This is a genomic window from Nonomuraea sp. NPDC050556, from assembly GCF_044457355.1.
GTDB lineage: Bacteria > Actinomycetota > Actinomycetes > Streptosporangiales > Streptosporangiaceae > Nonomuraea.
Genome location: NZ_JBITGU010000005.1, coordinates 439,814 through 464,313, shown reverse-complemented (window position 1 = coordinate 464,313; position 24,500 = coordinate 439,814). Strand labels below are relative to the sequence as shown.

Here is a 24,500-nt window from a genome sequence, read left to right as displayed (position 1 = left end):
GTCGTACAGCAGCAACCCGGGGTGGCTCAGACAAAGTCATGCTGGTTTTCACTACGGGATCAGCTAATACAACGCCATCACATCTAACACCATTCCGGTCTGTTGGTGTTCCCCTCGCTAGGAAGATTTCTGGCGGGGGGCATCACAGTGCAAACTGGAACCTGTTATGCAGAGCCTTCCCGTACCGCGTCTAGTCGCGACAGACCTTGATGGAACCGCGTTGCGGACAGACGGCACGATCTCCTCGAGAACCGCCGCCGCCTTCGCCAGAGTCGAGGACGCAGGAGCCGTGCTCGTCTTCGTGACGGGCCGTCCACCGAGGTGGATGAGCAGCGTGGCGGGCGCAGTCCGCCACCGCGGGCTGGCCGTCTGCGCCAACGGCGCGCTCATCTACGACCTGCACACCGAGCGGATAGTGGAATCTCACTTGATCGACACCGAGGTGCTCGGCGAAGTGGTCGCTGCGCTACGAGCGAACGTGCCCGAACTGGCTTTTTCGGTCGAGTACGAAGGGGGATTTGCGCACGAGTCGGAATTCAGGCTGGGCGGATGGGACAAGAAGGCAGTAGCCGGACTCCGCGTCGGGACGTCCACGCTGACCTCGCGCCCGTGCGCCAAACTCCTGGCGCTGCACCCCGAGATGGACCCCGACCGCCTCCACGCCACCGTGGACGACCTGGTCGGCCACCTGGTGACCGCGACGCACTCCAGCGGCAGAGCGCTGATCGAGATGAGCGCGCAGGGCGTCACGAAGGCCACCGCGCTGGCGACGCTCGCCGAGCGCAACGACATCAAGCCTGCGCAGGTCGTGGCCTTCGGTGACATGCCGAACGACCTGCCCATGCTGAGCTGGGCAGGCACGTCGTACGCGGTCGCCAACGCGCACCCCGACGTGCTGGCCGCCGTCGACCACGTGACGGCCGCCAACAACGACGACGGGGTGGCGCAGGTGCTCGAGGAGCTCTACAGGTAGGGGCCGGACCCGCCGGGAGCCTGGGGGCCCTCGGGGATCGACCCGCCGGGCAGCGCCCTGCGCATCTGCTCAAGCTGGGCGCGCGCCGCCATTTGCTGCGCGAACAGCGTGGTCTGGATGCCGTGGAACAGCCCTTCGAGCCAGCCGACGAGCTGGGCGTGCGCGATGCGCAGCTCCGCCTCGCTCGGCGGCGTGCCGTTGTCGTCGGTCCACGGCAGGGACAGCCGCTCCAGCTCGTCGACGAGCTCGGGGGCCAGGCCGTCCTCGAGCTCCTTTATCGAGCTGGCGTGGATCTCCTTGAGCCGCTTGCGGCTGGCCTCGTCGAGGGGAGCCGCGCGAACTTCCTCGAGCAGCTGGCGGATCATGCTGCCGATGCGCATCACCTTGGCGGGCTGCTCGACCAGGTTGGTGATCGAGCGCTCCTCGTCACCGCTATCGTCCTGGCCCTGGAAGTCAGGACCTACAACCACGATGTGTGGGGTGTTGTTGTCCTCAGCGTTCATATTCCTCACCGTACTAGCAGGATCTTGCCGATGTGGTCCCCGGAATCGAGCATGCGCTGCGCCTCCGCCGCTTCCGCCAGGGGAACCTCGGCGTACACGACAGGACGTACGGCTCCCGCCTCCACCAGCGGCCACACGTTGTCGACGACGCCACGCACGACGACGCCCTTCTCGTCGGCCGAGCGGTTGCGGAGCATGGTGCCGTGGATGGCGGCGCGCTTCCTCATGAGCGCGCTGAGGTCGATCTCGCCGACGATGCCGCCCTGGAGCCCGATGATCACCAGCCGCCCACCCGTCCGCAAGACTTGGATGTTTCCGGACAGGTATTTGGCGCCCATGATGTCGAGGATGACGTCGGCCTCCGCCTTCTCGGCGAAGTTCTCCTCGCGGTAGTTGATGACCTCGTCCGCGCCGAGCTCGCGCAGCCGTTCCAGCTTCTCCGCCGAGCCCGCGGTCGTGATCACCCGCGACCCGAAAGCCTTGGCCAGCTGGATCGCCATCGTGCCGATCCCGCTCGCGCCGCCGTGCACGAGCAGCGTCTCCTGCCGCCTGAGCCGTCCCGTCATGAAGACGTTGGCCCAGACCGTGCACGCCACCTCGGGCAGCCCGGCCGCCTCCTTCAGCGAGACACCGGACGGCGCGGGCATGACCTGCTGCCACGGAACCGCGACCCGCTCGGCATATCCGCCGCCGCCGAGCAGCGCGCAGACCTCGTCGCCAGGGGCGAAGCCGACGACGTCCGCACCGACCTCGGTCACGATTCCAGAACATTCCAGCCCGGGGTAAGGGGATTCTCCCTCCGGCGGGTTGTACATCCCGACTCGCTGGAGAATGTCCGCCCGGTTGACCGCAGACGCGGTCACCTCGATGAGGACCTCTCCCCGCTCAGGGCGTGGATCCGGCACCTCGCGCCACTCCAGAACCTCGGGTCCGCCGAACGCTGTGATCACGATGGCTCGCATAGGGAACACGGTAGCCCGGCAAGGAAGTTGTGGGTTGAGCGCGTTCATCGGAACACGGGGCGTTAATCTGCAATGTGTTTGCTGCCCCTTTACACCCATCCCGAGGGGGAACACGGTGGCAAGACACGATCGTGAAGAATCTCTCGAGGAACAGCTTGCCTGGCTCGATGCCATCAAGGAGACAGAGGACGCACCTGTAAGTGTGAGCGCCACGGCAGTCGGCCCCGACGGGGAGCTGACCGTCTCGCCATATCCGAGTGACCCGTGGCTCTCTGTTCCCGCCGAGCAGGAGACACCGACGCCGCCACTGTTCCGCGCCGCGGTCGACTCCGTGTACGGCCCTGCCGCAGAGGACGTGCCGGCCACCGAGGCCGACGTGACCGAGTGGCTGGAAACGGCGCCGCCGGCCGGTTTGGGCAAGGAGGAGACAGAGGACTCCTTCCTGGCCCCGCTCAAGCCGCTGCCCAGGCCGGACGACACCGACGTGCCGACGGCCTCGCGCAGCATGTTCGAACCGTTGAACGACACCGGCCCGCAGGACTGGCCGAGCCCGCCGGAATGGCCACGGCTCCCCGAGGCCATCGACGAGCAGCCCGAGCCTGAGCAGGAACCGGAGGAGCCCGAGCCCGTCGTCTCGGTCTTCACCCCGGAGCCGCCGCCCGCACCCGCCGTCGTGCCCACCCCGGGCAGGCGAAGGGCGGCGCAGACGCCGACGCCGACCTTCTCCATCCCGGTACGGCCGGCAGCGGGCGCACGGCCGTCCGCCGACAGCCTCGACCCGGAGTCGTTGCTGCGCGGCAGGCGCAACGCCCCGTCCAAGGGCTGGCGCAGGCTGATCTACAAGGCGTCCGGCGGCTGGATCAAGCCGGGCGAGCCCCTGGAGGTCAGGCTCCGGCGCGAGCTGCTCACCAGGGCGCGGACGCCGGTCGCCACCGGACACCACCGCGTGGCCGTACTCAGCCTGAAGGGCGGGGTCGGCAAGACGACGACCACGGTCGGGCTGGGCGCGACCCTCGCGCAGGTACGCGGCGACCGCGTGATCGCGGTCGACGCCAACCCTGATCGTGGAACGCTCTCGGACAAGCTGGTGCTGGAGACGTCGGCGACCGTACGCGACCTGCTCAACGAGCGTGAGCAGGTCAAACGCTACGTCGACATCAGGGCGTTCACCTCGCAGGCGCCGTCGCGGCTGGAGGTGCTGGCCTCCGACCGCGACCCGTCGGTGTCCGAGGCGTTCAGCGGCGCCGACTACCAGGCGGTCTCGCAGGTGCTGGAGAACTTCTACTCCATCTGCATCACCGACTGCGGCACCGGTCTGCTGCACTCGGCGATGGGCGGCGTGCTGGGTCTTGCCGACCAGATCGTGCTGGTCAGCTCGCCGTCGGTGGACGGCGCGCGAGCGGCTTCCGCGACGCTGGACTGGCTCGAGGCGCATCACTACGGCGACCTGGTGAAGGACGCGACCGTGGTGCTGTGCAGCGTGCGGCCGCGTTCCAAGTCGGCTGTGGACATCAAGAAGCTGGAGGCGCACTTCGCCGCCAGGTGCCGTGCGGTGATCCGCGTGCCGTACGACCCGCACCTGGAGGAGGGGGCGGAGATCGACCTCGACCGGCTGCAGGAGCCGACGAGGGAGGCCTTCATCCAGCTCGCGGCGTGCGTGGGCGATGGGTTTGCCCCAGAAGGGGGTCATTGAGCGGAGGGTAAGGGATTCGAACCCTTGAGGCCATCGCTGACCTGGCCGCTTTCAAGGCGGCTGCACTCGTCCACTATGCGAACCCTCCAGTGCGCCTCACCACGATAGCGGCTGTGCGGGGCCTAACGCTCCCCGCACAGTCGGTGTAGCGTCGAGTGAGACTTCCAGCAGGGAGGCGACCTTTGGCAGAGCTCAGCGTCGAGATTGAGCGGTCGGAGGCGTCCTGCGTCCTCGTCCGGCTCGTCGGGGAACTGGACAAGCTGTCGGCCCCCCAGCTCAGCCGCCGGTTCGACGAACTGGTCGCCGAGGGGTACGACACCGTCGTGGTCGACGCCGAGCGGCTCACCTTCTGCGATTCGAGCGGGTTGTGGGCGCTGATCCAGCTGCAGCGGAACCTGCGGGCCCGCGGCGGCATGTTCAGGTTGATCCAGGTGCAGGGGGTTCTGCGCCGGGTGCTCGACGTGACCGGACTCAGCGCCGCCTTCCCCGCCTGACCCCTACTCGTACGGCTCAGCCGGTTCGTCCACCTTCTCCACCGAGGACGCCTCCAGCTCTGCCCACACCACCCCATTGGGGACCTTACCCACGTGGGGTACCCAGGTCCCGGTCACCTCGACCCAGGTGTTCTCCTCAGGCTCCGCCGCGCCCCGCACGGCGACCTTGAGCGCGTAGGCGTCCGCCGCGCAGCACGACAGCTGCATGCGCGTCACGTACCACTGGTCCTTCTTCTTCGACGGCGTGACGAACCCGGTGAGCGTGATCACGTGCCCCTTGAGCGTCTGCCCCTCGCCCCAGGCCCGCCCGATGAACTCGCCCATCGGCATGGCCGTCGCGCCCTCGAGCGGCTGGTACCCCGTCTGCACCGGCGGAGGTGGCGCGGCGTCCGACCGCGAGGCGGCGAACGAGCCGAGCGCGGGCGGCGCGATCAGGAAGATCGCCAGCACCGGCAGGCACAGCAGCCAGGCCACTCTCGGCCCTGGATGTTCGTGTTCCGGCATCCTGCGCCACGAGACGATCCCCAGCAGCAGCAACGCCGCGCCCGCGGCGATCAGGAAGGGCCGGAAGCCCGGCTTGACGTAGTTGACGTAGGTGGTGGAGAAGGCGGAGATCCGCAGGATGGCCCCGCCGAGCAACATCAGCACGAGGTTCTGCGACACCCGGTTCACAGCAGCACCCCGCCCACGAGCAGGCTCGCCCCGATCGCCAGGGCCAGGGTGAGCGGCACGAACCTGACCGCGAACGCCCGGCCGAACGTGCCCGCCTGCAGCGCGATCAGCTTCAGGTCCACCATCGGCCCGACGACCATGAAGGCCAGCTTCGCCGTGGGGGAGAAGGCCGACAGCGAGGCGGCGACGAACGCGTCCGCCTCGGAGCAGATCGACAGCAGCACCGCCAGCAGGGCGAGCGCGAGGATCGACACCCAGGGCACGTCGGCCACGGCGGTCAGCCACTCGCGCGGCACCACCACGTTGAGCGTCGCCGCCGCCAGCCCGCCCACGATCAGGAACCCGCCCGCGTGCAGCAGGTCGTGCCGCATGGCCTCGGCGAACGAGCCGTGTGCGTGCGCCCGGTTGCTTATCCACTCGGTTTTGCCGAACCGCAGCCACAGCCAGCCGACGCACACCGCGGCCACCAGCGAGGCGGCGAACCTGGCCAGCACCATGAGCGGCTGCCCGGGAAAGGCCACGGCCGTCGCGACCAGGACGACGGGGTTGATCGCCGGAGAGGACAGCAGGAAGGCCAGGGCCGCCGCGGGGGTCACGCCGCGCGCCATCAACCCGGACGCCACTGGCACGGAGGCGCACTCGCACCCGGGCAGCACCGCCCCCGCCAGCCCGGCCACGGGAACGGCCATCGCGGGCCGCTTGGGCAGCGCCCTCGTCCAGAAGGAAGCGGGGACGAACGCCGCGATAGCCGCCGACAGGGCGACGCCGAAGACGAGGAAGGGTAACGCCTGCACGCAGATCGCCACGAAGACCGTGGCCCAGGTCTGCAGCGCGGGCGCGGTCAGGTGGGGCGCGAGCACGAACCGCCCCACGATGAGCAGCAGGACGACCGTGATGAACAGCACCGGAATGGGCCGTTGCGGCCCGCGCCCCCAGGTCTCCGGGGGCACCTCGTTGGTCACAGTTGGGCGAGCAGCCATCTCGGTCCCGTCGTCGTCGCCCCGAGCGCGGCGATGCGCTCCTTGAGTCCCCGATCCGCGGTGACCACCGTGACGTTCTCCCACGGCCTGGCGTGCCGTACGACGTCGACGATCGCGTCGTCGCCGCTGTGCTCCGCGTCGACCACCTCCACCGGGTCCGGCGCCAGGGCGCCCCTGGCCTGCCCCTCGACGACCGCCACCACCCGCGGGAACCACTCAGACAGCACCGGATGGTCGAACCCGCGCCCCGCGACCTCGCCCAGCAGCCTCGTCGCGGCGCCCAGCCGGTCGTTCCACCAGCCACGCTCTGCGCGGGCGCCGACGATGTTGGCGATGTCGAGAACCAGCGTGCCAGGACTCAGTTCCCGCCGGACCTCTCCCCAGCTCTCCGCGAACCCGGGATGCAGGTTCTTCCGATCGATCTCGGCGAGCGACAGCCACCGGAGCTCGGCGCTCTCCCCGTTGGCCGGAGCCGCGGGAAGCAACGCGTCCGCCTCGCAGATCACCGTCTCGAACGCCCACCCGCCATGGTCGTCGGTATAGACCCCCTGCACCCGCAGCCCGTCGGGGACCAGCGCCGCCTCCTCCCAGGCCTCCCTGAGCGCAGTGGCGACGGCACCCTCATGACTGTCCTTGGCCCCGCCGGGCAGCCCCCAGGTGCCCCCGTGATGGCTCCACCAGGACCGTTTCTGCATCAGGACGTGCGGGGCGCCCCGGTCGTCATGGTGTACGGCCAGCAGCCCGGCCGCGCCGTACAGACCCCAGTGCCGGTGCCCGCGCTCGCACACGGTCCACCCATCGCCATCCTTCGCCGCCATGGACCGATTCTCGCGGAAGTCGGTTCCTCAGGGGACGCCGAAGGCCCGGAGTCCAGAGGACCCGGGCCTTCAGGGGTGATTCGTCAGCCGGTCACCGGTACGTCGGTCTTCACCGGCGTGGGCGTCGGCGCGGGCGTGGGCTGTCCCTCGTCCGCAGGGGTGTCGGACTCGGTCCATGTGCCCCAGTCGGTGTCCGTGTGCCCCTCGTGGTGAGAGTGCGAGGGGGACGGCGTGGGCGTAGGAGTCGACGTGGGGGTGGGCGTCGAGGACGGCGTCGGGGTCGAGCTGGGAGTCGGCGTCGAGGACGGCGTGGGAGTCGAGCTCGGTGTGGAGCTCGGTGTGGAGCTCGGTGTGGAACTCGGTGTGGAGCTCGGTGTGGAGCTCGGCGTGGACGAAGGGGTCGGGGTGGGCGTCGGGGTCGTCGGGGTGCAGGACACCCAGAACACCTTCTGCTTGGCCCTGCCGTTCTCGCCGGTGAAGTTCCAGTACAGCTTGTAGTGCCCGTTCGGCAGGGTCATGTCGGCGGTACGGCCGTGCCCGTTCGAGTCGAGCGTGAGGGTGCCGGTCTTCACCGTGGTCCCGTTGCCCGTGGGCGGCCAGGACTTGATCTCCCAGGAGACGGACTGGGCCTTGTCGAACTTGAACCCGACGAGGTAGAAGACGCAGACGTGCGGCTCGTCGCGCTGGTCGTCCTCGGGCGTCGTGCTCTCGTGGACCTTGACGTCGCCGTTGTCCCCCTTGGGGGCGGCGGACGCGGTACCCGCGACGACGAAGGCGGCCAGCGCCGCCACGATGATCATGGCGCCTACCGCTAACCAGCGGCGTAGTGGGGAGACTCTTCCGGTAGTCACGGGCACCTCATACATAACTTGAGCGATCATGGGCCCCTTGGGGCGCTTGTGTGTAACAATGTCCCACCAATTACTCGTAGTAGTTTCAATCGTTCCAAACCGTTATCAACCAGCGCCGGATGGTTATCTCAGGAGTCGATCGTGTTCCATGCACCTCGCCGAGCGGCGATCGCCGTGGCCATGGTCGCTGCCCTGGGTATTTCCGCCCCGGCCCCAGCCGTCGCCGCCCGTCCGGCGGCCCTGCCCAAGGCCACCACCTTCACCTCGCTGACCGGCCTCCCGCTCGACAGCGACAAGTTCGGCAAGCTGAGCGGCCTGGTCGTCCACCCCAAGCGCGCCGTGGGCGTCTACCCCGCGCCGGGCGGCAAGGCGGTCGCCGTCCTGCCTGCCACGCAGCTCGGCGGCCCCACGTGGGTGCCGGTGGTCGAGTCGCGCAGCGGCTGGGTCCGCGTCCTGCTGCCGAGCAAGCCCAACTACGCGACGGGGTGGATCCGCAGCAAGGGTCTCCAGCGGGCCAGCTCCCATTTCCGGGTCGTCGTGGACCTGAGCGACAAGAAGCTGGCCGTGGTGAGCTACACCAAGAAGGGCAAGAAGGTCAGGGCGAAGAAGGTCGGCACCTGGACGGTCGCCGTGGGCTCGCCCGAGTCACCGACCCCGGTGGGCCGGACCTTCCTGCTGGCGTTGATGGCGCCCAAGGAGAAGAAGTACAGCCCGTTCATCCTGCCGCTCGGCACGCACTCGCAGACCCTCGACTCCTTCGGCGGCGGGCCGGGTACGGTCGCCTTCCACGGCTGGCCGGACCCCAAGGTGTTCGGCAAGGCGGTCACCCACGGCTGCGTCAGGGTGCCTCCGTCGGCGCTCAAGGTGCTGGTGAAGCTCCCACTGGGCACGCCCGTCCTGATCGCGGACTGAGGTCTCAGCCGCCGCCCTTGCTGAAGTGCTGATAGTCGTGATTCTGAGCCTGCTTAGGGCTCTGACCTGCACCGGAGCTTGCTAGCTGCCCGTAGAGGGCACAACCAGGGCACTCGCCGGGGAATTCTGTGCCCCGAAAACGGCGTCCACGGCCTTACGGGTGCGGTCCTCGCTGGACGGCATCAGGTGTGTGTACGTGCGCAGGGTGAAGCCGGGGTCGTGGTGGCCGAGGTACACGCTGAGTGCCTTGATGGACTCCCCGCCGTCCAGCAGGACCGACGCGTAGAAGTGCCTGAGGGCGTGCATGCCGTGCTCCCGGTACGACTTGCGCTTCTCGCCCTTGGCGGGCGGCGGGACGACTCCAGCGGTGACCAGCCCGGGACGCCAGAACGTCTCGTTGAAGTAGTCGCGGTGGACCGCTTTGCCCGTGACCGTGGTGAAGATCAGGCGGTGTTCCTTGCGCTCGCCGTCCAGGCGGTCCCATGGCATATCGACGTTCACGGCGGGAGTCGCGGCCAGGTGCGCCGACAACCGCAGCGCGACCGAGTCCGGGAGGGGAACATCCCGTTCCTTGTCACCTTTGGGGAGCCCGTAGACCAGCCGTCCACGGATGACCTTCACCTGCCGCCGCACGTGGACCACACGGCGCAGAAAGTCCACGTCCTCCACCGACAGGCCGAAGATCTCGCCTTGCCGCAAGCCAAGCCCCGCCCCGATGTCCACCATGACCTCGTACCGCTCGGGGAGAGCATCCCGCATGCCGTCCACCCACTCGAACAGCCACGGCTGAACCTTGCCCTGGACGATCGGGGGCAGCTTGATCCCCTTGGCCTGGCACGGGTTCCGGGGAATGACCCTGTCCTCCACGGCAGCGGAGAAGACGGCGGAGACGTGGGCGAACAGGACCTTGATGTAGGTCGGCGCGAGCCTCCCCTGAAGGCTCTTGATCCACTTCTGGATCAGCGACGGCTGGTTAGCGAGGATGCGCATCTCCAGGTGGCCGAAGGTCGGATAGATGTGAACCCGGAGCCGCATGGCGATGTGGTCGGACACGGCCTGTCCGAAGGTGGCGGAGCCTAGCCACATGTCACCCCGCTGGCGGAAAGTGACCTTGCCCGCCTTGGGGTCGATGTAGTCGCCCGTCTTGAGGTCGTTCCTGACCTTGGCGTCGTAGGCGTCGGCTTCGCCCTTCTTCTCGAAGTTCCGCTTCTTCTGGTCGCCCTGCTCGTCACGCCAGCGGACCTGCCAGCGCTCGCCCTTGCCGTGGTCGGTGGTGGGGGGCTTGTCGTGCTCCTTGCACGTCGGATCACCAGGCTTGACACGGGACTTGTGCCAGCGGTCGTAGACGGCCATTAGTCCTCCTTGGAGGGGGTGGGGGTGCGCTGCTCTTCGAGCCTGCGGATTACGGGGTCTAGCTCGTTGATCAATTCCCGGGTGACGTGGCCGCGAGCAGCCTGGAGGGCACGGCGGTCGGCGGGGGTGTCCGGGCGCTGATTGAGCCGGGTGTCTCGCTCGGCGGTAAGGCCGTGGCCCCACGTCATGCGGGCCGCATAGGCGACATAGTGCGGGGTGGTGTCCAGCCGCTTCGCGGCCTTTGTTTCGGCCTCGTCCGGGATACCGGTGTGGGCGGCCACGGCCTCCGGCGGCCAGGGGTTGGGCTGGTCTCGCAGGGCTTGGACGAAGCGCCCAACGCGCTCCTCCTGCCCCTTGAAGTGGAAGCGCCCAGGCCGGTGAAGGTGACCGGAGCCCGGCTGGTCCCACACCTCGCCTGTGATCGCGAAGGGGACGAGGTAGTCGATACTCGCGGCGGTCGTGTCGGTCAGGTGGGCAACCTCGCCAGGCAGAAGCTTCACGAGCGGCTTGCCGTACAGAAAGGGCAGCATCAGTAGCTCGATGGCGCTTAGAGCGCGCTTGCCCAACTCGATTTGCCCGACCGTCGTGCGGTGCCAGCCAAGCCCATACCCCTGGGCGGATGTGGCGATGTCCTCCGTCGTCCAGCCCTTCCCCTCTCGGACCGTCCGGAGCTTCTGGCCCAGGGCGACGGAGAACGGTGGAGCCTCCGCCACTGCATCGCGCCACTCCTCCTTCGACCAGCGACGCGGCTTGTCCTTCAAGCCGGTATCGCGAGTGCTTTCACCTCGTGTTTTGCTCATGAAGCGAAGCCTAGCTTCTCGCTTGACTTGAAGCCAGCCTTTCGAGACCCTTGGGGATGAAGAGAGAGAAATTCATCCGTTTCAAACGAAAGGTGATGGCGATCCGTAAGACCTCAATCAAGGAGCCGAACGGCCCACTCCCCGGGACTCCGGAGGTGGCCGACTACCTGGGCATCCCGCAGAAGACTCTCGTCCAGTGGCGCTGGCGTGGTGTCGGGCCGAGGTACATCAAGGTTGGCAGGCACATCCGCTACCGCTGGGCGGACATCGAGAAGTGGCTCGACCAGAACCAGGGCGGCGGTGCCGATGTCGTCGCCTAAGAAGCAGTGCGGCCCCAGGAGCTCCACCTCCCAGGGCCGCCAGAACGTCGCTGCGCCCAGCAAGCTCAACGACAACAAGGCCAGGGTAGCCCGTGCGCCCAAGCCGAGCACGGCTCAGCTCCTCGCCCGGCTCCACCCGCGCGACCGTGACCGTCTGCTCCGGCGCATGAACGAGCTGGCCGCCCTGAACCGCCTCCTGCGGGAGCCCGGCTCTCTGGCCGTGCCGGAGGTGGCGTGATGGGTGACCTGGAGGAGATGCGCAAGCTCGTCAACGATCTCGACGGCCAGCACAAGCGCGAAGCCCAGATGTACTCCGACGGCTACCGCGACGGCCACCGGTCGGGGTGGGAGGTCGGTTACGCCCACGCCCACCACGAGATCGCCCAGGTGTGGAAGGCGCTGGCCGAGCGGGTCCGCCGTACGGCCAGCCCGCCGACCAACGCCGAGCTTCAGGCCCGCCGTCTCGTCGTCCCGGTCCTCCTGCACGGTGACTACACGGGCGGCCCGGCTCGGTGGGACGCGAAGCGTCCGGCCGAAATCGGGGCCACAGGGGAGGGCGAGTGAGCAACCCGTTCGATCACGTCCCCGGCTTCACCGCCGAAGACGTGGCCTCCACCGACGACTGGGAGGACCCTGTCCCGTTCGATACCCGCGCGGAGCTTCCGGCTTTCCCCACCGACGTCTTCCCCGGCTACATCGCCGAGATGGTCCGTGGGGTCGCGGAGGAGGTGCAGGTTCCCGAGGACCTGCCGGGCGGGCTGGCCCTGGCGGTGCTGGCCACCGCTGCGGGTGGCCGCGCCGAGGTCGCCGTGCGTGGGCAATGGCGCGAGCCGCTGAACCTCATGGTGGCCATCGCCATGCCGCCCGGGTCGGGCAAGTCGCCCGCCTTCCGGTCCATGCTCGACCCGGTGTTCACGGCGGAGAAGGTCCTTAAGGAAGCCATCGAGGAAAAGATCAAGGAGGTGGAGAAGCAGCAGCGCAAAGCCATGGCCCGTGCGGAGGCGTCGCGGAAGAGGGCCAAGAACCCTGAGGAGGTGGAGACGGCAGCAGATGCCGCACGCATGGCCGAGGAGATGGACGTCCCCGTCCTGCCGCGCCTGAGCGCCGACGACATCACCCCCGAGACCGCCACTTCGCTGTTGGTCGAGCAGGGCGGGCGGCTGGCGATCCTCAGCGCGGAGGGCACGTTCTTCGAGGTGATCATGGGCCGGTATACCAGCGGCCATCCCAACCTCGAACTCGTGCTCAAGGGTCACGCCGGAGACCGGCTGGTGGTCGATCGACGAGGCCGCAAGGAGTTTGTGGAGCGGCCCGCTCTGACCATGGGCATCTGCCTTCAGCCGCAACTCCTGCGCGACATCGCGGCCAAGAGGCAGATGCACGGACGGGGCGCGCTCGCCCGGGTGCTGTTCGCCGTTCCCCCGGACATGGTGGGGTGGCGAAACCTCACTCCCAACCTGCTGGATCAGGTGGTGCTGGACCGCTACCGCGACACCGTGATGGGACTGATCATCGGCCTGTCCGACTGGACCGACCCCGCCGTGGTCACCCTGACCCCAGGAGCGCTGAAGCTGCACACCGAATGGCGAGAGGAGCTTGAACCACGTCTCCGACGAGGGTCAGGGGATCTGGAGAACCTACAGGAATGGGCCGCCAAGCTCCCAGGCCACACAGCCCGGCTGGCTGGCTTGCTCCACCTCGCCGAGAACCCGACGAGGGGGGCGCAGACCTCGATCAGCGAGGACACCATGGGCCGCGCCGTTGAGCTCGCCCGCTACTACATAGAGCACGCAATGGCCGCGTTCGGCGTGATGCGCGCCCACCCGTTGCTGGAGGACGCACAGGCGGTCCTGAAGTGGATCGGTGAGCGCAAGGACTTCACACAGCGCGAGGCGCATCGAGGGATGCACCGGAGGTTCAAGGCCGCTGGTGACCTGATGACGATCCTGGCCCTCCTGGAGCAGAACGGATACACCCGCCGGACGATCGAGCCCTCGACCGGGGGTCGCAAGCCCACCCGGTACGAGGTCAACCCGAAGGGCTGGTGACATGGTGACAAAAGCACTCGAAACCGCTCCTGACCAGGGCGAACAGGCGTCACCGGCTAGCGGTGACAAGCGGCTGACGGAAGGCATCGGTGGTGACACAAGGGTGGGTCGGGATGAGTCTCCTTGGCCGGTGACAGATGTTCCCGCAGCTCACCGCACAAGTCCTTGGTTCTGTCACTCGGTTGTCCGCGCCCGTGGTGACAACGAAAGCGCAGGTCATGACGGCAATTCGTGCTTCTGTCACCACCGTCTCCACTCTTGGGGCGGGAAGGGGTGGGTTCAGGTCCGCCGGAACGCCCCGGGACTGGTGGAGCGGCGGGGGCGTGCCGCCTTGGTGATCGGTAGAAATGCCGCGCGCGCGAGGGGTCGAGATGAGACCCCGTGGGCCGACGTGTCTTGCAAGCCCCTGAGCTGGGAAAACGTGTCGGCCTATCTGCGTGTGTGCCCTGTGTGTGCCCTTGCCGTCGTGGCCCAACGGTGTTTCTCCAGCTCAGGAGCTATGGCGAAGCCGGGTTCAGGAAGAACTGTGTGTTCTCCATGGACCTCGAATGGGGGCCGTGATGACTGATGGATGGACTCCCCGGTTCCCCGGGCAGCGGCCCCCCTTCGAGCCGGGGCATGAACTGTCGGTCCGGCACGGGGTCTACTCGCTGCGGAAGGTCGATCCGGTGGCGCGGGAGCTGGTGGCCGAGGTGCTGGCCGACCCGGAGTGCGCCTACCTGGGCAAGCCGCGTTGGCGGGGTGCCTTGGAGGCGTGGGCGCGGGCGGAGGCTCAGGTGCGGCTGATGGTGGCCTACCTGGAGGGGCTGGCCGAGGTGTCTGGCGATGGGGTCGGCGACCTTGCAGACGAGCGGGTGCGGGCCGCCTACGCGTTGCTGCACCGGGCGGAGAACCGGGCGGCACGGGAGCGGTCTCGGTTGGGTCTGGACCCGCTGAGCGCCGCGCGTCTGGGGCGTGACGTGGTTGCCGCCGGGGTGGACATGGCCAAGCTGCTGTCCGGCCTGGACCGCGCCGACCAGGACGACGACAGCAACGACGACAAGGAGGTGAGGCATGGTTGAGGGACTGCGGGATGTGCGAGTGTTCGCCGAACGGCTGATCGGAGAGCCGCTGTGGCCCCACCAGGCCCAGGTGGCACTGAACCCGGCACGGACACGGGCGATGTGCTGCGGACGGCAGGCGGGCAAGTCCAGGACGCTTGCGGTGATCGCTCTGCATGGGGCGTTCACCCAGGCCGGTTACCGGGTGCTGGTCCTGAGCGCCGGGGAGGACGCGGCCAAGGACCTGATGGCCGAGATCTCCGCGCTGGCCTCCTCGCCGTTGCTGGCGGGGTCGGTGGTGGACGACAACGCCTCGCGGGTCACCCTGACCAACGGCAGCACCATCCGGTGCGTACCGGCCAGCGAGAAGCAGGTGCGGGGCAAGTCGGTGGACCTGCTGATCCTGGACGAGGCCGCCCAGATTCCCGACGACCTGTGGCGGGCTGCCCGGTACTCGATCATCGCTCGCCCTGAGTCGCGGGTGGTGCTGGCCTCCACTCCGTTCGGGGGCCGCGACCGCTTCTTCTCCCAGCTCTACCACTTGGGGGTCAACGGAGCGGAAGGGTACGCCTCCTTCCACTGGCCGAGTACGGTCTCCCCGCTGGTGGACGCCTCGCTGCTGGAGGACTGGCGCAAGCAAGACCCCGAGTGGGTGTTCCGTCAGGAAGTGCTGGCGGAGTGGGTGGAGGATCAGACCGCCTACTTCACCGCTGAGGAACTGCTTGGTGCCGTCGCCGATTACGAGCTGTGGTCGCCGGAACGGGTGAAAGCGACCTGGGGCGAACACTGCCCGCTGGGCGGGGCGGCGGGGCTTGACTGGGGGTTCGCCCAGGACGCGAACGCCGTGGTCCTGATGGCCCCGCTGGACGACCGGGGGTGGAACCACCAGGTTCTCGGGGAGGACGTGCCGTTCTACCTGCCGTGGCTGGAGTCGCACGCGCGGATGCCGTACGGCGACTTCATCGACCGGCTGGTGGCCATCGGGTCGGCGTTCGATGTGCGGTGCTGGGCATCGGAGACGAACGGGGTCGGCGGTGCGCCCACCCAGACCTTGACGGAACGGTTGTGGCGGGCAGGTGTCCGGCCGTGGGTCGCTCCGGTCTGGACCGATGTGCGGCGCAAGCAAGCCGGGTTCGGCAAGCTCAAGGTCCTTCTCCAGCAGGGCCGCCTTGTGCTGCCCCGGCACCCGGAGTTGCTTCGTCAGCTCCACAGCCTCCAGTTCACCCACAGTGCCTCCGGCATGGTGCAGATCTCGGTTCCCGCCCGCATCGGCCATGACGACCTGGCCATGGCCGCCATGCAGGCCGTGAGCTGCCTGAACACCACCTACGCCCGCAGATCTGTCCGCCGGATACGGCAGACGGAGGAGGACGCACTCAAGACCGGCCACGGTCTCCTGATCCCACAGGAGGCCGTGCCGCTGGACCTGCCCGCCGCCATCACCGCTCCCAGCGGGGGCGAGAGGTCGCCGGAGAACGCCTGGTGACTCACACGACGAACAACAAGAAGGAGATCAACATGTCTACGCAGATCCACGCCCAGGCCAAGAAGATGGACCTTGACCTGCTGCCCGGCAGGGTTACCGCCGTCCGCCAGGACCTCGTGGCCGCCCTGGGTAAGGTCACCCGGGATGACCGGTACGCCCCCGACTACCGTGCCCAGCAGGCCGCCAAGCTCCGCCAGGAGGCCATGGCCCAGCTCGACCAGATCGAGCAGGAGGCCCGCCGTGCCCACGCCGGGGTGGAGGAGTGGATCACCGCTCAGCCCACCGCCGACGACCCGCAGACCGAGACGCTGCGGGAGATGCAGCGGCAGGCGGCATGGTCGCGGGTGCGCCAGCAGCTCGACCACGGCGACCACGTGGACGACCTGGTGAAGGCCGCCACCCAGGCGGGCGACCTGGCGACGCTGGCCGCGATCAAGACCGAGCTGCCCACCTATGCGCGCGGCGATCAGGCGATGTCCGCCCTGGCTCTGAACAAGACCATGGGCCAGGTGGAGCGCGGCATTGCGCAGGCGACCCCGGGCGAGCGGGGCGCGGCGGCCCGGCTTCAGTTCAAGGTCGGCGAGTCCTGGGAGACCCTGATCCGGACTCTGTCGCAGGCCCGTGAGCAGGTCCGCCGCCTGGAGGAGGACCCCGAGCGCACGCTCCGCAAGGCGGAGCTGATGGCGGACATCGAGGCCAACGGCAGCGGCAGCACGATCACGGACGGCCAGGTAGTCAAGACCGGGCGGGCCGGTAGCGGTGCCTGACCCACACCTCGACACACAAGATCAGCAAAGAGGAGAGTCTTCATGACCACCACGGGCAAGACCATCGGCGAGGCCGTAGCCGAGCTCCGCCAGAGCCTCCACCAGGCCCACGCCAGCGGCGACCCGATGCAGGCCGCGTCCGTCCGGGCGAACGCCAAGCAGGTGCTCGACCGGCTGGCCGCCATCCTGGACGAGGCCGAGCAGGCGCGCAGCAAGATCGAGCTGTGCCGGGAGTACCTGGACCGCCTGGAGGCCGCCGCTGCGCGGCAGGAGGCCAAGGACGACAAGGAGGCCGCGTCCGGGCGATCCGGCGGCGACTTCAACGGTGGCGCGCAGGAGACCCGGAGTGTGGACGACCTCCGGGCCGCGCGCCGCGCGGCCCGCAGCCGGTAGACAGTGTCCCCGTGTTCTCGCCCTCCATGGTCAAGAACACGGGGACACCACGCGCGGCGGGCAGGGAGGGTGACGCTCTGCCCGCCGCGCGGGCTAGCGGACCTGTCCGGCCACGATCCGCATCCACCACATGCGGGCCTCACGATGCGGCCACGGGCCAGCGAACGAGTGGGCGGGCGGATCGGTCTGTACGATCTTGTGAACGGCGTACTGACCGCCGTAGCTGATCAGCTCGAATACCATCGCTTGGCAAGCACAGGTCCACTCAACCACCCGCCAATAATCGGGCCGGGCAGTCCGCCATTCCACGGAGCGGTACCCGATTTGGGCACGCGCAGGGTGGAGCGTCAGCTCGACCCCCGGGCACTCCCAATCGGCACTGTCACGGGTGTTACGTGGCCGCCGCTGGACAGGGTCAGCGCTCATCAGGCTCTACCTGCTGTACGCCAGGTCCAGGTCACACGCTTTGCCAGCGCCCGGAGGGCAAGCTGACGCGGGTTGTCCGCGTCGATCAGTGCACCGGAATTGCGGTGCCTTCCGTGGAGCCTGCCATCTTCCCCAAGCCAGGTGTCGAACTCGGGCACCGCAAGGAGATCCGAAGGATCAAGGGGAGACCCATTGATGGAGATCGGGGTGTGCCCTGGTCGGGGCCAAATGGAGGGCATAGCCGCGACGCTAAGTAACGTCTGATGGGTGCCTCAACGAGATTGCCCAGCTTTGCGTCGTGCACGTATGGGTGCGACGCCCTCAGGGAGAGCTGGCAAACTTCGGCAATTCTCTTGATGTGGGTTGTGGGGAGACGCAAACTCGGGCACAGACACATCGACCATCGGAGGACTCCATGGCACTCCAGTTCCTTGGCAAGGACCCCGAAAGCCCCAACGGTGGCTCCCCGACGTTCTGGCTGGACACCGACACCGGCGACATCTTGGCGCAGGGGTACACCGCCATAGCCCCCGCTACCCTCGCCGAAATCGGGAACATCCCCGCAGGGGAGGCCATCATCCGATTCCCTCAGCGCATGATCCGGTTCCTCCCGGCGGTGCCCAAGTGACGCCAACCGTCACCCCGGCATCACAGATCGACAGCGCGCTACGCCAGTGCCGCAAGTCGGCGCTGCACCTGGAAATGCGCGATGGCTACATGCTGGAGGACCCGGACTACGACGCCTGGCAAACCGGGCACAGGCTCGATCCCGATGACCGCGCGTCTTGGTGGCGACCCTGGCTCCAGAACATCGTGGACGCGGTGGAACGGGGTGTCGCGATGCGACGGGCGCGCGTCGTCTCCGAACCGATCAGTTCCTACATCCACTACGAGTACGACATCACGTTCCCCAACATCCGCGCGGGAGAGGAGGTGCGCTGGCTGCCTCGTCGGCAAGCCACAGATCTGCTACTGCCCGGCAACGACTTCTGGCTCTTCGACCATGAGACGTTGCTGATCAACCACTTCAACGGCAACGGCGACTGGCTCGACGCAGAGCAGGTCACCGATCAGGGCGTAATCGAAAGGTGCGCATCGGCGTTCGAGGCGGTTTGGCAACGCGCCATCCCGCACAACGACTACAAGCCCGCTATCTGAGCGTTCTACCGCCAGTGCCTTACGAATCCTCAAGCGCCCAGCAAGCACTCGACGTTCTCGCTGCCCGCCTCCGCCAGATCCGGCAGGATGCCCGCCTGTCCGGCCGCGATCTGGCGCGGATGGCGGGATGGCACTCCTCCAAGGTCAGCCGGATCGAGCACGGCCGCCGCCCGCCATCGACCGAGGACATCGCCACCTGGTGTCGGCATTGCGACGTCCCGAGTCAAGCCGTCGATCTCGTCGCCTCGCTCCAGGCGATTCAGGGGATGTTCGTCGAGTGGCGGGACATGGAGCGCACCGGGCTGAAGGTGGCCCAGGAGTCGGTGATCCCCCTATGGGAGAGAACTCGCCACTTTCGCATCTACTCCTCGCAGCTCATCCCCGGACCGTTGCAGACGGGTGCCTACATCTCCGCTCTGCTTACCTCGCTCATGCAGCGGCGCAGCCTCTCCGACGATGTCGAGGAGGCCGTACGGGTCAGGTTGGAGAAGCAGCGGATCATCGAGAGGGGCGATCACAGGTTCGCGGTGGTGCTGGAAGAGAGCGTCCTTCGCCATCCCATCGGCGGGGCCGACGTCATGGTCGGGCAGCTCGGCAACCTGCTCACGGTGAGCACCCTGCCGTCGATCTCCCTGGGAATCATTCCGCTCGGCACAGACCGCTCCGCCATGTGGCCGCCCGAAGGCTTCTTCATGTTCGACACCGCCGAGGTGACGGTTGAACTTGTGTCGGGCCACCTGACGATCACGCAGCCCCACGAGATCGCCATGTACGCCGCGACGTTCGCCGCACTGGCCGAACTCGCGGTGTACGGCAAGGCCGCCCGAGCCCTGATCACAACCGCGATCCAAGCGTTGGACGAGGACGAATAGGGATGCCGCAGGGCACAACGAGGGCACATGAGGTCGAGATCACCGGGGAATCGGTGAGATCTAGCGAGACAAGAAACACCAGGTCAGGGCCAAGACCAGAAGATCGTTCCTGGCCTCAGCCCCCACCTTTGGAGAAGTGCTGGTAGTCCTTGGTGCCTGACCAGTCGCCGCCCCACTCCCAGCCCTCCTTGGCGAAGGCCTTCACGACGCGGTCGCCGGCGTTGATCACGCCTGGCTTGTCCAACGGGCGGGTGTCGTACTCGCGGGCGTTCTTGTGGGCGGTTCCGCCGTCGGCGGTCACGTACGGGTTCTCGCGCGGGTTGACGTCGATGGCCTCGCCGTACGCGTGCTTGGACCAGTTCGTGGACCCCGTCGCCGCCCGGCAGTTGAACGCCGAGGTGTTGTCGGCGTCGATGGAGTCGTAGTCGTCGCCCTTGTAGGCGTCCACCAGCTCCATGCGCCGGATCGGCCACCGCCAGCCGTACAACTTCTCGAAGACCGTCACGATGTCGTCGGTGACCGTCTCGCGGACGACCAGCTCGCCGGTGTGCGCCTTGTCGTCGAACCCCCAGTAGGTGAGGGTGATCTTGCGGAGGTCGGCGACCGGCACCGGGCAGCCTGGTTTCCAGGAGTACGGGAGCTCGTCGCGGTCCACCTTGCTCACCTTGGAGGTGAACTCCGGGGGACCGGTGGGCGTGGCGCTCTCTTCGATCGGCGGGACCGTCTCCGTGGTGGCCGCCTGCGACGGCGTGGGCGAGGCGATCGGCGTCGAGCCGCCGCAGGCCACGGAGGCGGTCAGCAGGAACGCCAGAGCGGCAGCACGCTTCATCTGGCCACCGTAAGTGACTATGGAACGACGAGAACGGTCCTTCTGGCGGATTTGACCAGAGAGTGGGGAACATTTCCCGTCAAGAACCTCCAGGAGGATCGAGACCTGCCGACGATGATCGCGTCGGCCTGGGCTTCGGCCGCGAGCGACTCCAACGCCCTGGCCGTGTCACCGCGTACGCTGACGAACCGCCAGGGCACCCCGAGCGGCCCCAGCTCGTCGTGCAACTCGTCGCGGAAGTCGGGCACCAGGTCAGGCATGATCGGCGACCCGGCGAAGAACCAGAGCGCGGCGCCGCTCAGCGACTCCACGAACGCGATCAGCAGAGTGGCGTTCTCCCTGCGGGCGAGACCGGCGGCGTACGCCAGCGCGTTGCGGCTCGGACCCGTCCCGTCGAATCCCACGACGAGCAGGCCCGAGCCGTCCTTGCCGATCTCGAAACGGCCCTTGGGGAGGTGGTACGGGACCACCTCGCACCCCTCTAGTGGGTCGGGTCCGCGTGCCGTCCCCGGCTCGCGAGGTCACGCAGCGCATCTGCCGCGTAGACGACGAGAGCCACGAACGACAGCCCGGCGAGCGCGCCGCCGACCCACATGTCGTTGATCGTGGAGTCGGCATAGGCGGCCCCACGCGGCTGGTAGCCGACCGCGAACGGCGCGGCGACCAGCCAGAGCCCGGCCAGGAACAGAACGAACAGGGCTCCGACGCCCAGCTTGGCCTTCATCGCTTCACCTCGACAGCGCCGTTCTTGGAAGACATGTCTTCGCGCAGCGCCTCGACGAGCGGGGCGAGCAGCGCGGCCAGCTCGGCCGACGACCCGCCGGTCGGCTGGGCGACGGGTGCGGGCTCGGGCTCGACGACCCGCTGGCGTACGGTGACCAGGCCGCGGACGACCAGGTCCTCGTAGATGGCCGCGACGAACGCGCCGAGCGCCACGAGGGCGACGACCGCGACGCCGAGTCCGGCGAAGAACTCGGACTTGGTGGGATCTGTCCAGTCAGCGCCCTCGGGCTGCGTGCCCAGGGCGAACGGGGCGATCATCAGCCAGAGCCCGGCGATGAGCGCCAGGGTGGCCGCTACCGCGCCCACGAACTTGCGAATCACTGTGCGACTCCTCCTGTGACGAGGGCTTTATCGGTGGGCGCCGCCTGCGAGATCAGGGCGCGGGAGGTGGGGCGGAGCACGGTCTCGGCGACCGTTCTGGCCCGTTCCTTCTCGGTGCGCCCGTCGGGCGGCGCCATGCGGGCGACGGCGGACAGCAGCGCGGACGGCTCGCCGTTCACTCGCTCGATCCGCTGGGCGATGAGTTCGAGCATCAGCCCGGCCAGGACCATGTCGTCCTTGCTGAGCGGCTTGGGTCCTGCGGGAGCGGGCTGGTTGGTGCGCAGCGGCAGCTCCTTGAGGAGCAGCACGGCCACGAACCCGAGCAGCGCGATCGGCACGCCGACCATGAAGACGGTCTCGAGCCCGTTGGTGAAGGCTTCGAGGACCATGTTCTTGATGTGCACCGGAAGGTGCTGGATCTGGTCGGGCGTGCCCATCTTGGGCGAGGACCCGCCGCCACCGAGCTGGTCCTTGATCCGGTTGGTGAGGATCGCGCCGAACGCCGCGATGCCGATCGCGCCGCCCAGCGAGCGGAAGAACGACACGCCTGACGTGGTCGCCGCCATGTCACGTAGCTCGGCCGCGTTCTGCGCGGCGAGGATGAGCATCTGCATCGACAGGCCCAGCCCGATGCCGAGCACCGCCACGTCGAGCCCGATCAGCCACTTCTCCGAGTCCACGTGGAGCTGGGAGAGCATGAACAGGCCGAGCGCGACCAGCAGCAGGCCGGCGACCGGGAAGATCTTCCACCTGCCGGTGTTCGTGACGATCTTCCCGGAGACCACGCCGGCGATGAACAGCGCGATCACCATCGGCAGCGTCATCAGGCCGGAGGCGGTCGGGCTCATGCCCTTGACGATCTGCAGGTACTGCGGCAGGTAGATCATCGCGCCGAACATCGCCATGCCGACGAACAGCGACGCGAGGCTGGTGAGCACGAACGTCCTGTTGCGGAACAGCCGCGGCGGCAGGATCGGGTCGCGCGCTCCGCGCTCGGCGAACACCGCCAGGAGCAGGAAGACCACGCTGACCGCGCCGAGGAAGTAGGTCCAGAAGGAGTTCCACTCGAACTCCGTGCCCGCCAGGGTCAGCATGAGCATCAACGCGCTCGCGCTGGCCGTGATGGTGAACGCGCCCCAGATGTCGATCGAGGTGTTCCGCCTGACCTTCGGGATGCGCAGCACCTTCTGGATGACGGCGAACGCCACCAGAGCGAACGGCACGCAGACGTAGAAGCACCAGCGCCAGCCGAGCCAGTCGGCGTCGACGATGAACCCGCCGAGCAGCGGTCCTGCGACCGTCGAGATCCCGAAGACCGCACCCATGTAGCCGGAGTAGCGGCCCCGCTCCCTGGGCGACACGATGTCGCCGAGGATCACCTGGGCCAGAGCGGACAGACCGCCCACCCCAAGTCCCTGTACGGCTCGCGCCGCGATCAGCTGCCCCATGTCCTGGGAGAACCCGGCCGCCAGCGAGGCTATGACGAACAGCCCCAGAGCGGTCTGGAACAGCAGCTTTCTTCCATAGAGGTCAGACAGTTTGCCCCAGAGGGGGGTCGAGACCGTCATGGTCAGCATGGCCGCCGTGGCCACCCATGAGTACTGGTCCTGGCCGCCCAGCTCGCCCACGATCGTCGGCAGCGCCGTGCCCACCACTGACGTCGAGATCATCGCGGTCAGCATGGCGAGCATGAGCCCGGACATGATCTCGAGAATCTCGCGGTGAGAGTACTGCCGTCTCGCGGGGGGCGCGGTCTGTGTCTGGATTGCCAAGACACCACATCCTCGATACGCGAACTTTAGACTTGTTGAGTATACGCATGTTTACTAGCCGCTCGGCAAGTGGCCTCGGCCCCGTACAGTTCTGTCATGGAGCTGATCGAGCAGCGGCCGCGCGATCGCGAGGCCACGCGCACCCGGCTGCTGGAGGCGGCGCGCCTGCTCTTCGCCGAGCACGGATACCAGAACGTCACCGTCCGCATGATCGCCGCGGCGGCGGAGGCCAACATCGCCCTGGTGGGGCGTTACTTCGGCTCGAAAGCCGGGCTGTTCGGCGAAGTCCTCGCCGGGGAGGCCACGGTCCGGCAGGTCATCGAGGGCGACCCGGCGGGGCTGGCCAGGCGGCTGGCCGAGTACGCCGCGCTGCGCATGCACTCCGACCCGGAGAGCCCGATCCTGCGCTCACTCGAACGCTCGGCGGGGGACCCCGAGGTGCAGGTGTTGTTGCGCGAACGGCTCCGCACCGCCGTCCTCGGTCCGCTGGCGGCGAGTCTGGAGGGGCCGGACGCGATGGCGCGCGCGCGACTGGCTACGGCGCTGTTTCTGGGGATCGGCAGCATGAGGCGGTTGCTCGGGCCGGAGGAGGGCGACGTGGAGCGCCTGACCCGCCTCTTCGAGATCTGCCTGGAGGGATCTTCCTGAGCGACTTCACCTACGACATCCCGTTCAAGGAGGGCCATCCCCGTTGGGGCGCCTCGGCGGTGCTCCGCCCTTCAGGGGCAGTGCTGGGTCGTCTGGCGGATTTGTCATCTCATTTGGGGCAGATCATGGTTCCTGGCCATTGGGTGCATGGGGTGGAGACACTGCACTTCACGCTGCGGTCATTGGAGCCTTACCGGTCGGTGATCCCCGCCGCGGACCTGCTTCTCTATGGAGGGGCCGCTCGGCGGGCGGTACGCGGGATGTTGCCGGTGCGGGTCCGTCTGCGCGGGGTCACCCTGCACCGGGGCGGGGTGCTGGTCGAGGGCCAGCCGGTCGACGGGGCACTGGAGAAGCTCGCCGACCGCTTCGCCGAGGAACTGGGTGAGGCGGGCGCCTTCCAGGATTGGCGGCGCGACCGCTGGTACGTCAGCCTGATGCACTTCGCCCAGCCGTTGGGCGATCCGGCCAGGTTGATGGCGTGGTGTGACGAGCGTGCCGGGATGAGCGTCGGCACCGCCGTACTGACCGGTTTGGACATCGTCCAGGCCGTCAAGACCGCCACCGGCGTACGGCTCGACACCCTGGTCCGAGCGAGTGACTCCGGGGATCACTCTTCGCGGTGATTC

Annotated in this window: 31 protein-coding genes and 1 tRNA gene; 17 read left to right on the top strand and 15 right to left on the bottom strand. The window is 68.0% G+C overall.

The features are described from left to right. Positions 1–166: 166 nt before the first annotated feature. Entirely contained in the window at positions 167–973 is an 807-nt protein-coding gene (locus tag ACIBG8_RS44520; protein ID WP_397349324.1) for an HAD family hydrolase, read from the top strand. Here ACIBG8_RS44520 and ACIBG8_RS44515 read toward each other — a convergent pair. Further along, positions 964–1,476, bottom strand: coding sequence for a bacterial proteasome activator family protein (locus ACIBG8_RS44515; protein WP_397349323.1), 513 nt, complete (start codon positions 1,474–1,476; stop codon positions 964–966). The two genes, ACIBG8_RS44520 and ACIBG8_RS44515, sit on opposite strands and share 10 nt — an antisense overlap. A 5-nt stretch (positions 1,477–1,481) precedes the next feature. After that, positions 1,482–2,438 carry an NAD(P)H-quinone oxidoreductase gene (locus tag ACIBG8_RS44510; RefSeq protein WP_397349322.1) on the bottom strand — a complete coding sequence of 319 codons (957 nt, stop codon included), beginning with the start codon at positions 2,436–2,438 and terminating at the stop codon, positions 1,482–1,484. 202 nt (positions 2,439–2,640) lie between these two features. On the opposite strand from ACIBG8_RS44510, the gene ACIBG8_RS44505 reads away from it, so the two are divergent. Next, on the top strand, positions 2,641–4,131 hold the full coding sequence (locus ACIBG8_RS44505; protein ID WP_397349321.1) for an AAA family ATPase: 1,491 nt from the start codon (positions 2,641–2,643) through the stop codon (positions 4,129–4,131). Between the two features lies 1 nt (position 4,132). On the opposite strand, the gene ACIBG8_RS44500 is transcribed toward ACIBG8_RS44505, so the two are convergent. After that, positions 4,133–4,219: transfer RNA gene (locus ACIBG8_RS44500), tRNA-Ser, on the bottom strand. A 94-nt stretch (positions 4,220–4,313) separates the two neighbouring features. Between ACIBG8_RS44500 and ACIBG8_RS44495 the strand changes: the two genes are divergently transcribed. Beyond that, a complete protein-coding gene (locus ACIBG8_RS44495; protein WP_397349320.1) occupies positions 4,314–4,625 on the top strand; it encodes an STAS domain-containing protein in 312 nt (103 codons plus the stop codon). 3 nt (positions 4,626–4,628) lie between these two features. Here the strand turns inward: ACIBG8_RS44495 and ACIBG8_RS44490 are convergent, their stop codons facing one another. From ACIBG8_RS44490 to ACIBG8_RS44475, 4 genes are all read right to left on the bottom strand, one after another. Continuing rightward, positions 4,629–5,297 (bottom strand): TIGR03943 family putative permease subunit, encoded by a 669-nt coding sequence (locus tag ACIBG8_RS44490; RefSeq protein WP_397349319.1) that lies wholly within the window; start codon positions 5,295–5,297, stop codon positions 4,629–4,631. Beyond that, positions 5,294–6,259, bottom strand: a complete 966-nt coding sequence (locus tag ACIBG8_RS44485) for a permease (RefSeq protein ID WP_397349318.1) — start codon at positions 6,257–6,259, stop codon at positions 5,294–5,296. The genes ACIBG8_RS44490 and ACIBG8_RS44485 overlap by 4 nt, the downstream gene beginning before the upstream one ends. Further along, positions 6,256–7,095: an NUDIX domain-containing protein gene (locus ACIBG8_RS44480; protein ID WP_397349317.1), complete on the bottom strand. Its 840-nt coding sequence runs from the start codon at positions 7,093–7,095 to the stop codon at positions 6,256–6,258. The genes ACIBG8_RS44485 and ACIBG8_RS44480 overlap by 4 nt, the downstream gene beginning before the upstream one ends. 83 nt (positions 7,096–7,178) lie before the next feature. After that, the gene (locus ACIBG8_RS44475) at positions 7,179–7,895 is read right to left on the bottom strand and encodes a hypothetical protein (RefSeq protein ID WP_397349316.1); all 717 of its coding nucleotides are present in this window, start codon (positions 7,893–7,895) and stop codon (positions 7,179–7,181) included. Between the two features lie 192 nt (positions 7,896–8,087). On the opposite strand from ACIBG8_RS44475, the gene ACIBG8_RS44470 reads away from it, so the two are divergent. Continuing rightward, a complete protein-coding gene (locus tag ACIBG8_RS44470; RefSeq protein WP_397349315.1) occupies positions 8,088–8,858 on the top strand; it encodes a L,D-transpeptidase in 771 nt (256 codons plus the stop codon). A gap of 81 nt (positions 8,859–8,939) precedes the next feature. Here ACIBG8_RS44470 and ACIBG8_RS44465 read toward each other — a convergent pair whose 3' ends face one another. Together ACIBG8_RS44465 and ACIBG8_RS44460 are read right to left on the bottom strand one after the other, a co-directional pair. Further along, on the bottom strand, positions 8,940–10,211 hold the full coding sequence (locus ACIBG8_RS44465; protein WP_397349314.1) for a tyrosine-type recombinase/integrase: 1,272 nt from the start codon (positions 10,209–10,211) through the stop codon (positions 8,940–8,942). Beyond that, positions 10,211–11,011 carry a helix-turn-helix transcriptional regulator gene (locus ACIBG8_RS44460; protein WP_397349313.1) on the bottom strand — a complete coding sequence of 267 codons (801 nt, stop codon included), beginning with the start codon at positions 11,009–11,011 and terminating at the stop codon, positions 10,211–10,213. Before ACIBG8_RS44460 ends, ACIBG8_RS44465 begins: the two co-directional genes overlap by 1 nt. Positions 11,012–11,106: 95 nt before the next feature. Here ACIBG8_RS44460 and ACIBG8_RS44455 point away from each other — a divergent pair, with 95 nt between their 5' ends. The 8 genes from ACIBG8_RS44455 to ACIBG8_RS44420 all read left to right on the top strand — a co-directional run bounded on the left by ACIBG8_RS44455 (position 11,107) and on the right by ACIBG8_RS44420 (position 17,065). Further along, a complete protein-coding gene (locus tag ACIBG8_RS44455; RefSeq protein WP_397349312.1) occupies positions 11,107–11,331 on the top strand; it encodes a helix-turn-helix domain-containing protein in 225 nt (74 codons plus the stop codon). Then, complete coding sequence (locus ACIBG8_RS44450) at positions 11,318–11,569, top strand: hypothetical protein (RefSeq protein WP_397349311.1); 252 nt, start codon at positions 11,318–11,320, stop codon at positions 11,567–11,569. The genes ACIBG8_RS44455 and ACIBG8_RS44450 overlap by 14 nt, the downstream gene beginning before the upstream one ends. Further along, entirely contained in the window at positions 11,569–11,895 is a 327-nt protein-coding gene (locus ACIBG8_RS44445; RefSeq protein WP_397349310.1) for a hypothetical protein, read from the top strand. The genes ACIBG8_RS44450 and ACIBG8_RS44445 overlap by 1 nt, the downstream gene beginning before the upstream one ends. Beyond that, positions 11,892–13,379, top strand: coding sequence for a YfjI family protein (locus ACIBG8_RS44440; RefSeq protein WP_397349309.1), 1,488 nt, complete (start codon positions 11,892–11,894; stop codon positions 13,377–13,379). Before ACIBG8_RS44445 ends, ACIBG8_RS44440 begins: the two co-directional genes overlap by 4 nt. 560 nt (positions 13,380–13,939) lie before the next feature. Continuing rightward, a complete protein-coding gene (locus ACIBG8_RS44435) occupies positions 13,940–14,440 on the top strand; it encodes a hypothetical protein (RefSeq protein ID WP_397349308.1) in 501 nt (166 codons plus the stop codon). Continuing rightward, complete coding sequence (locus tag ACIBG8_RS44430) at positions 14,433–15,905, top strand: terminase large subunit domain-containing protein (protein ID WP_397349307.1); 1,473 nt, start codon at positions 14,433–14,435, stop codon at positions 15,903–15,905. Before ACIBG8_RS44435 ends, ACIBG8_RS44430 begins: the two co-directional genes overlap by 8 nt. Positions 15,906–15,937: 32 nt before the next feature. Next, the gene (locus ACIBG8_RS44425; protein ID WP_397349306.1) at positions 15,938–16,672 is read left to right on the top strand and encodes a hypothetical protein; all 735 of its coding nucleotides are present in this window, start codon (positions 15,938–15,940) and stop codon (positions 16,670–16,672) included. Positions 16,673–16,714: 42 nt separating this feature from the next. Beyond that, complete coding sequence (locus tag ACIBG8_RS44420) at positions 16,715–17,065, top strand: hypothetical protein (protein ID WP_397349305.1); 351 nt, start codon at positions 16,715–16,717, stop codon at positions 17,063–17,065. 93 nt (positions 17,066–17,158) lie between these two features. On the opposite strand, the gene ACIBG8_RS44415 is transcribed toward ACIBG8_RS44420, so the two are convergent. After that, positions 17,159–17,308, bottom strand: coding sequence for a hypothetical protein (locus tag ACIBG8_RS44415; RefSeq protein WP_397349304.1), 150 nt, complete (start codon positions 17,306–17,308; stop codon positions 17,159–17,161). A gap of 598 nt (positions 17,309–17,906) precedes the next feature. Between ACIBG8_RS44415 and ACIBG8_RS44410 the strand changes: the two genes are divergently transcribed. The 3 genes from ACIBG8_RS44410 to ACIBG8_RS44400 are packed head-to-tail and all read left to right on the top strand — an operon-like array spanning position 17,907 to position 19,521. After that, the gene (locus ACIBG8_RS44410) at positions 17,907–18,119 is read left to right on the top strand and encodes a hypothetical protein (RefSeq protein WP_397349303.1); all 213 of its coding nucleotides are present in this window, start codon (positions 17,907–17,909) and stop codon (positions 18,117–18,119) included. After that, positions 18,116–18,649, top strand: a complete 534-nt coding sequence (locus ACIBG8_RS44405; protein WP_397349302.1) for a DUF6879 family protein — start codon at positions 18,116–18,118, stop codon at positions 18,647–18,649. The genes ACIBG8_RS44410 and ACIBG8_RS44405 overlap by 4 nt, the downstream gene beginning before the upstream one ends. A gap of 14 nt (positions 18,650–18,663) precedes the next feature. After that, positions 18,664–19,521: a helix-turn-helix domain-containing protein gene (locus tag ACIBG8_RS44400; protein ID WP_397349301.1), complete on the top strand. Its 858-nt coding sequence runs from the start codon at positions 18,664–18,666 to the stop codon at positions 19,519–19,521. Between the two features lie 115 nt (positions 19,522–19,636). Here the strand turns inward: ACIBG8_RS44400 and ACIBG8_RS44395 are convergent, their stop codons facing one another. Genes ACIBG8_RS44395 through ACIBG8_RS44375 form a run of 5 tightly spaced genes read right to left on the bottom strand, consistent with a single transcriptional unit; the run spans position 19,637 to position 23,226 of the window. Beyond that, positions 19,637–20,350, bottom strand: coding sequence for a M15 family metallopeptidase (locus ACIBG8_RS44395; RefSeq protein WP_397349300.1), 714 nt, complete (start codon positions 20,348–20,350; stop codon positions 19,637–19,639). A 17-nt stretch (positions 20,351–20,367) separates the two neighbouring features. Further along, positions 20,368–20,820 carry a universal stress protein gene (locus tag ACIBG8_RS44390; RefSeq protein WP_397349299.1) on the bottom strand — a complete coding sequence of 151 codons (453 nt, stop codon included), beginning with the start codon at positions 20,818–20,820 and terminating at the stop codon, positions 20,368–20,370. Positions 20,821–20,831: 11 nt separating this feature from the next. Next, positions 20,832–21,074 (bottom strand): hypothetical protein, encoded by a 243-nt coding sequence (locus ACIBG8_RS44385; RefSeq protein ID WP_397349298.1) that lies wholly within the window; start codon positions 21,072–21,074, stop codon positions 20,832–20,834. Further along, positions 21,071–21,454, bottom strand: a complete 384-nt coding sequence (locus tag ACIBG8_RS44380) for a hypothetical protein (RefSeq protein ID WP_397349297.1) — start codon at positions 21,452–21,454, stop codon at positions 21,071–21,073. Before ACIBG8_RS44380 ends, ACIBG8_RS44385 begins: the two co-directional genes overlap by 4 nt. Further along, positions 21,451–23,226: an MDR family MFS transporter gene (locus tag ACIBG8_RS44375; protein WP_397349296.1), complete on the bottom strand. Its 1,776-nt coding sequence runs from the start codon at positions 23,224–23,226 to the stop codon at positions 21,451–21,453. The genes ACIBG8_RS44380 and ACIBG8_RS44375 overlap by 4 nt, the downstream gene beginning before the upstream one ends. A 96-nt stretch (positions 23,227–23,322) precedes the next feature. Here ACIBG8_RS44375 and ACIBG8_RS44370 point away from each other — a divergent pair, with 96 nt between their 5' ends. Both ACIBG8_RS44370 and ACIBG8_RS44365 read left to right on the top strand, forming a co-directional pair. Further along, positions 23,323–23,874, top strand: a complete 552-nt coding sequence (locus tag ACIBG8_RS44370) for a TetR family transcriptional regulator (RefSeq protein WP_397349295.1) — start codon at positions 23,323–23,325, stop codon at positions 23,872–23,874. 152 nt (positions 23,875–24,026) lie between these two features. After that, entirely contained in the window at positions 24,027–24,497 is a 471-nt protein-coding gene (locus tag ACIBG8_RS44365) for a hypothetical protein (RefSeq protein WP_397349294.1), read from the top strand. Positions 24,498–24,500: the final 3 nt, after the last annotated feature.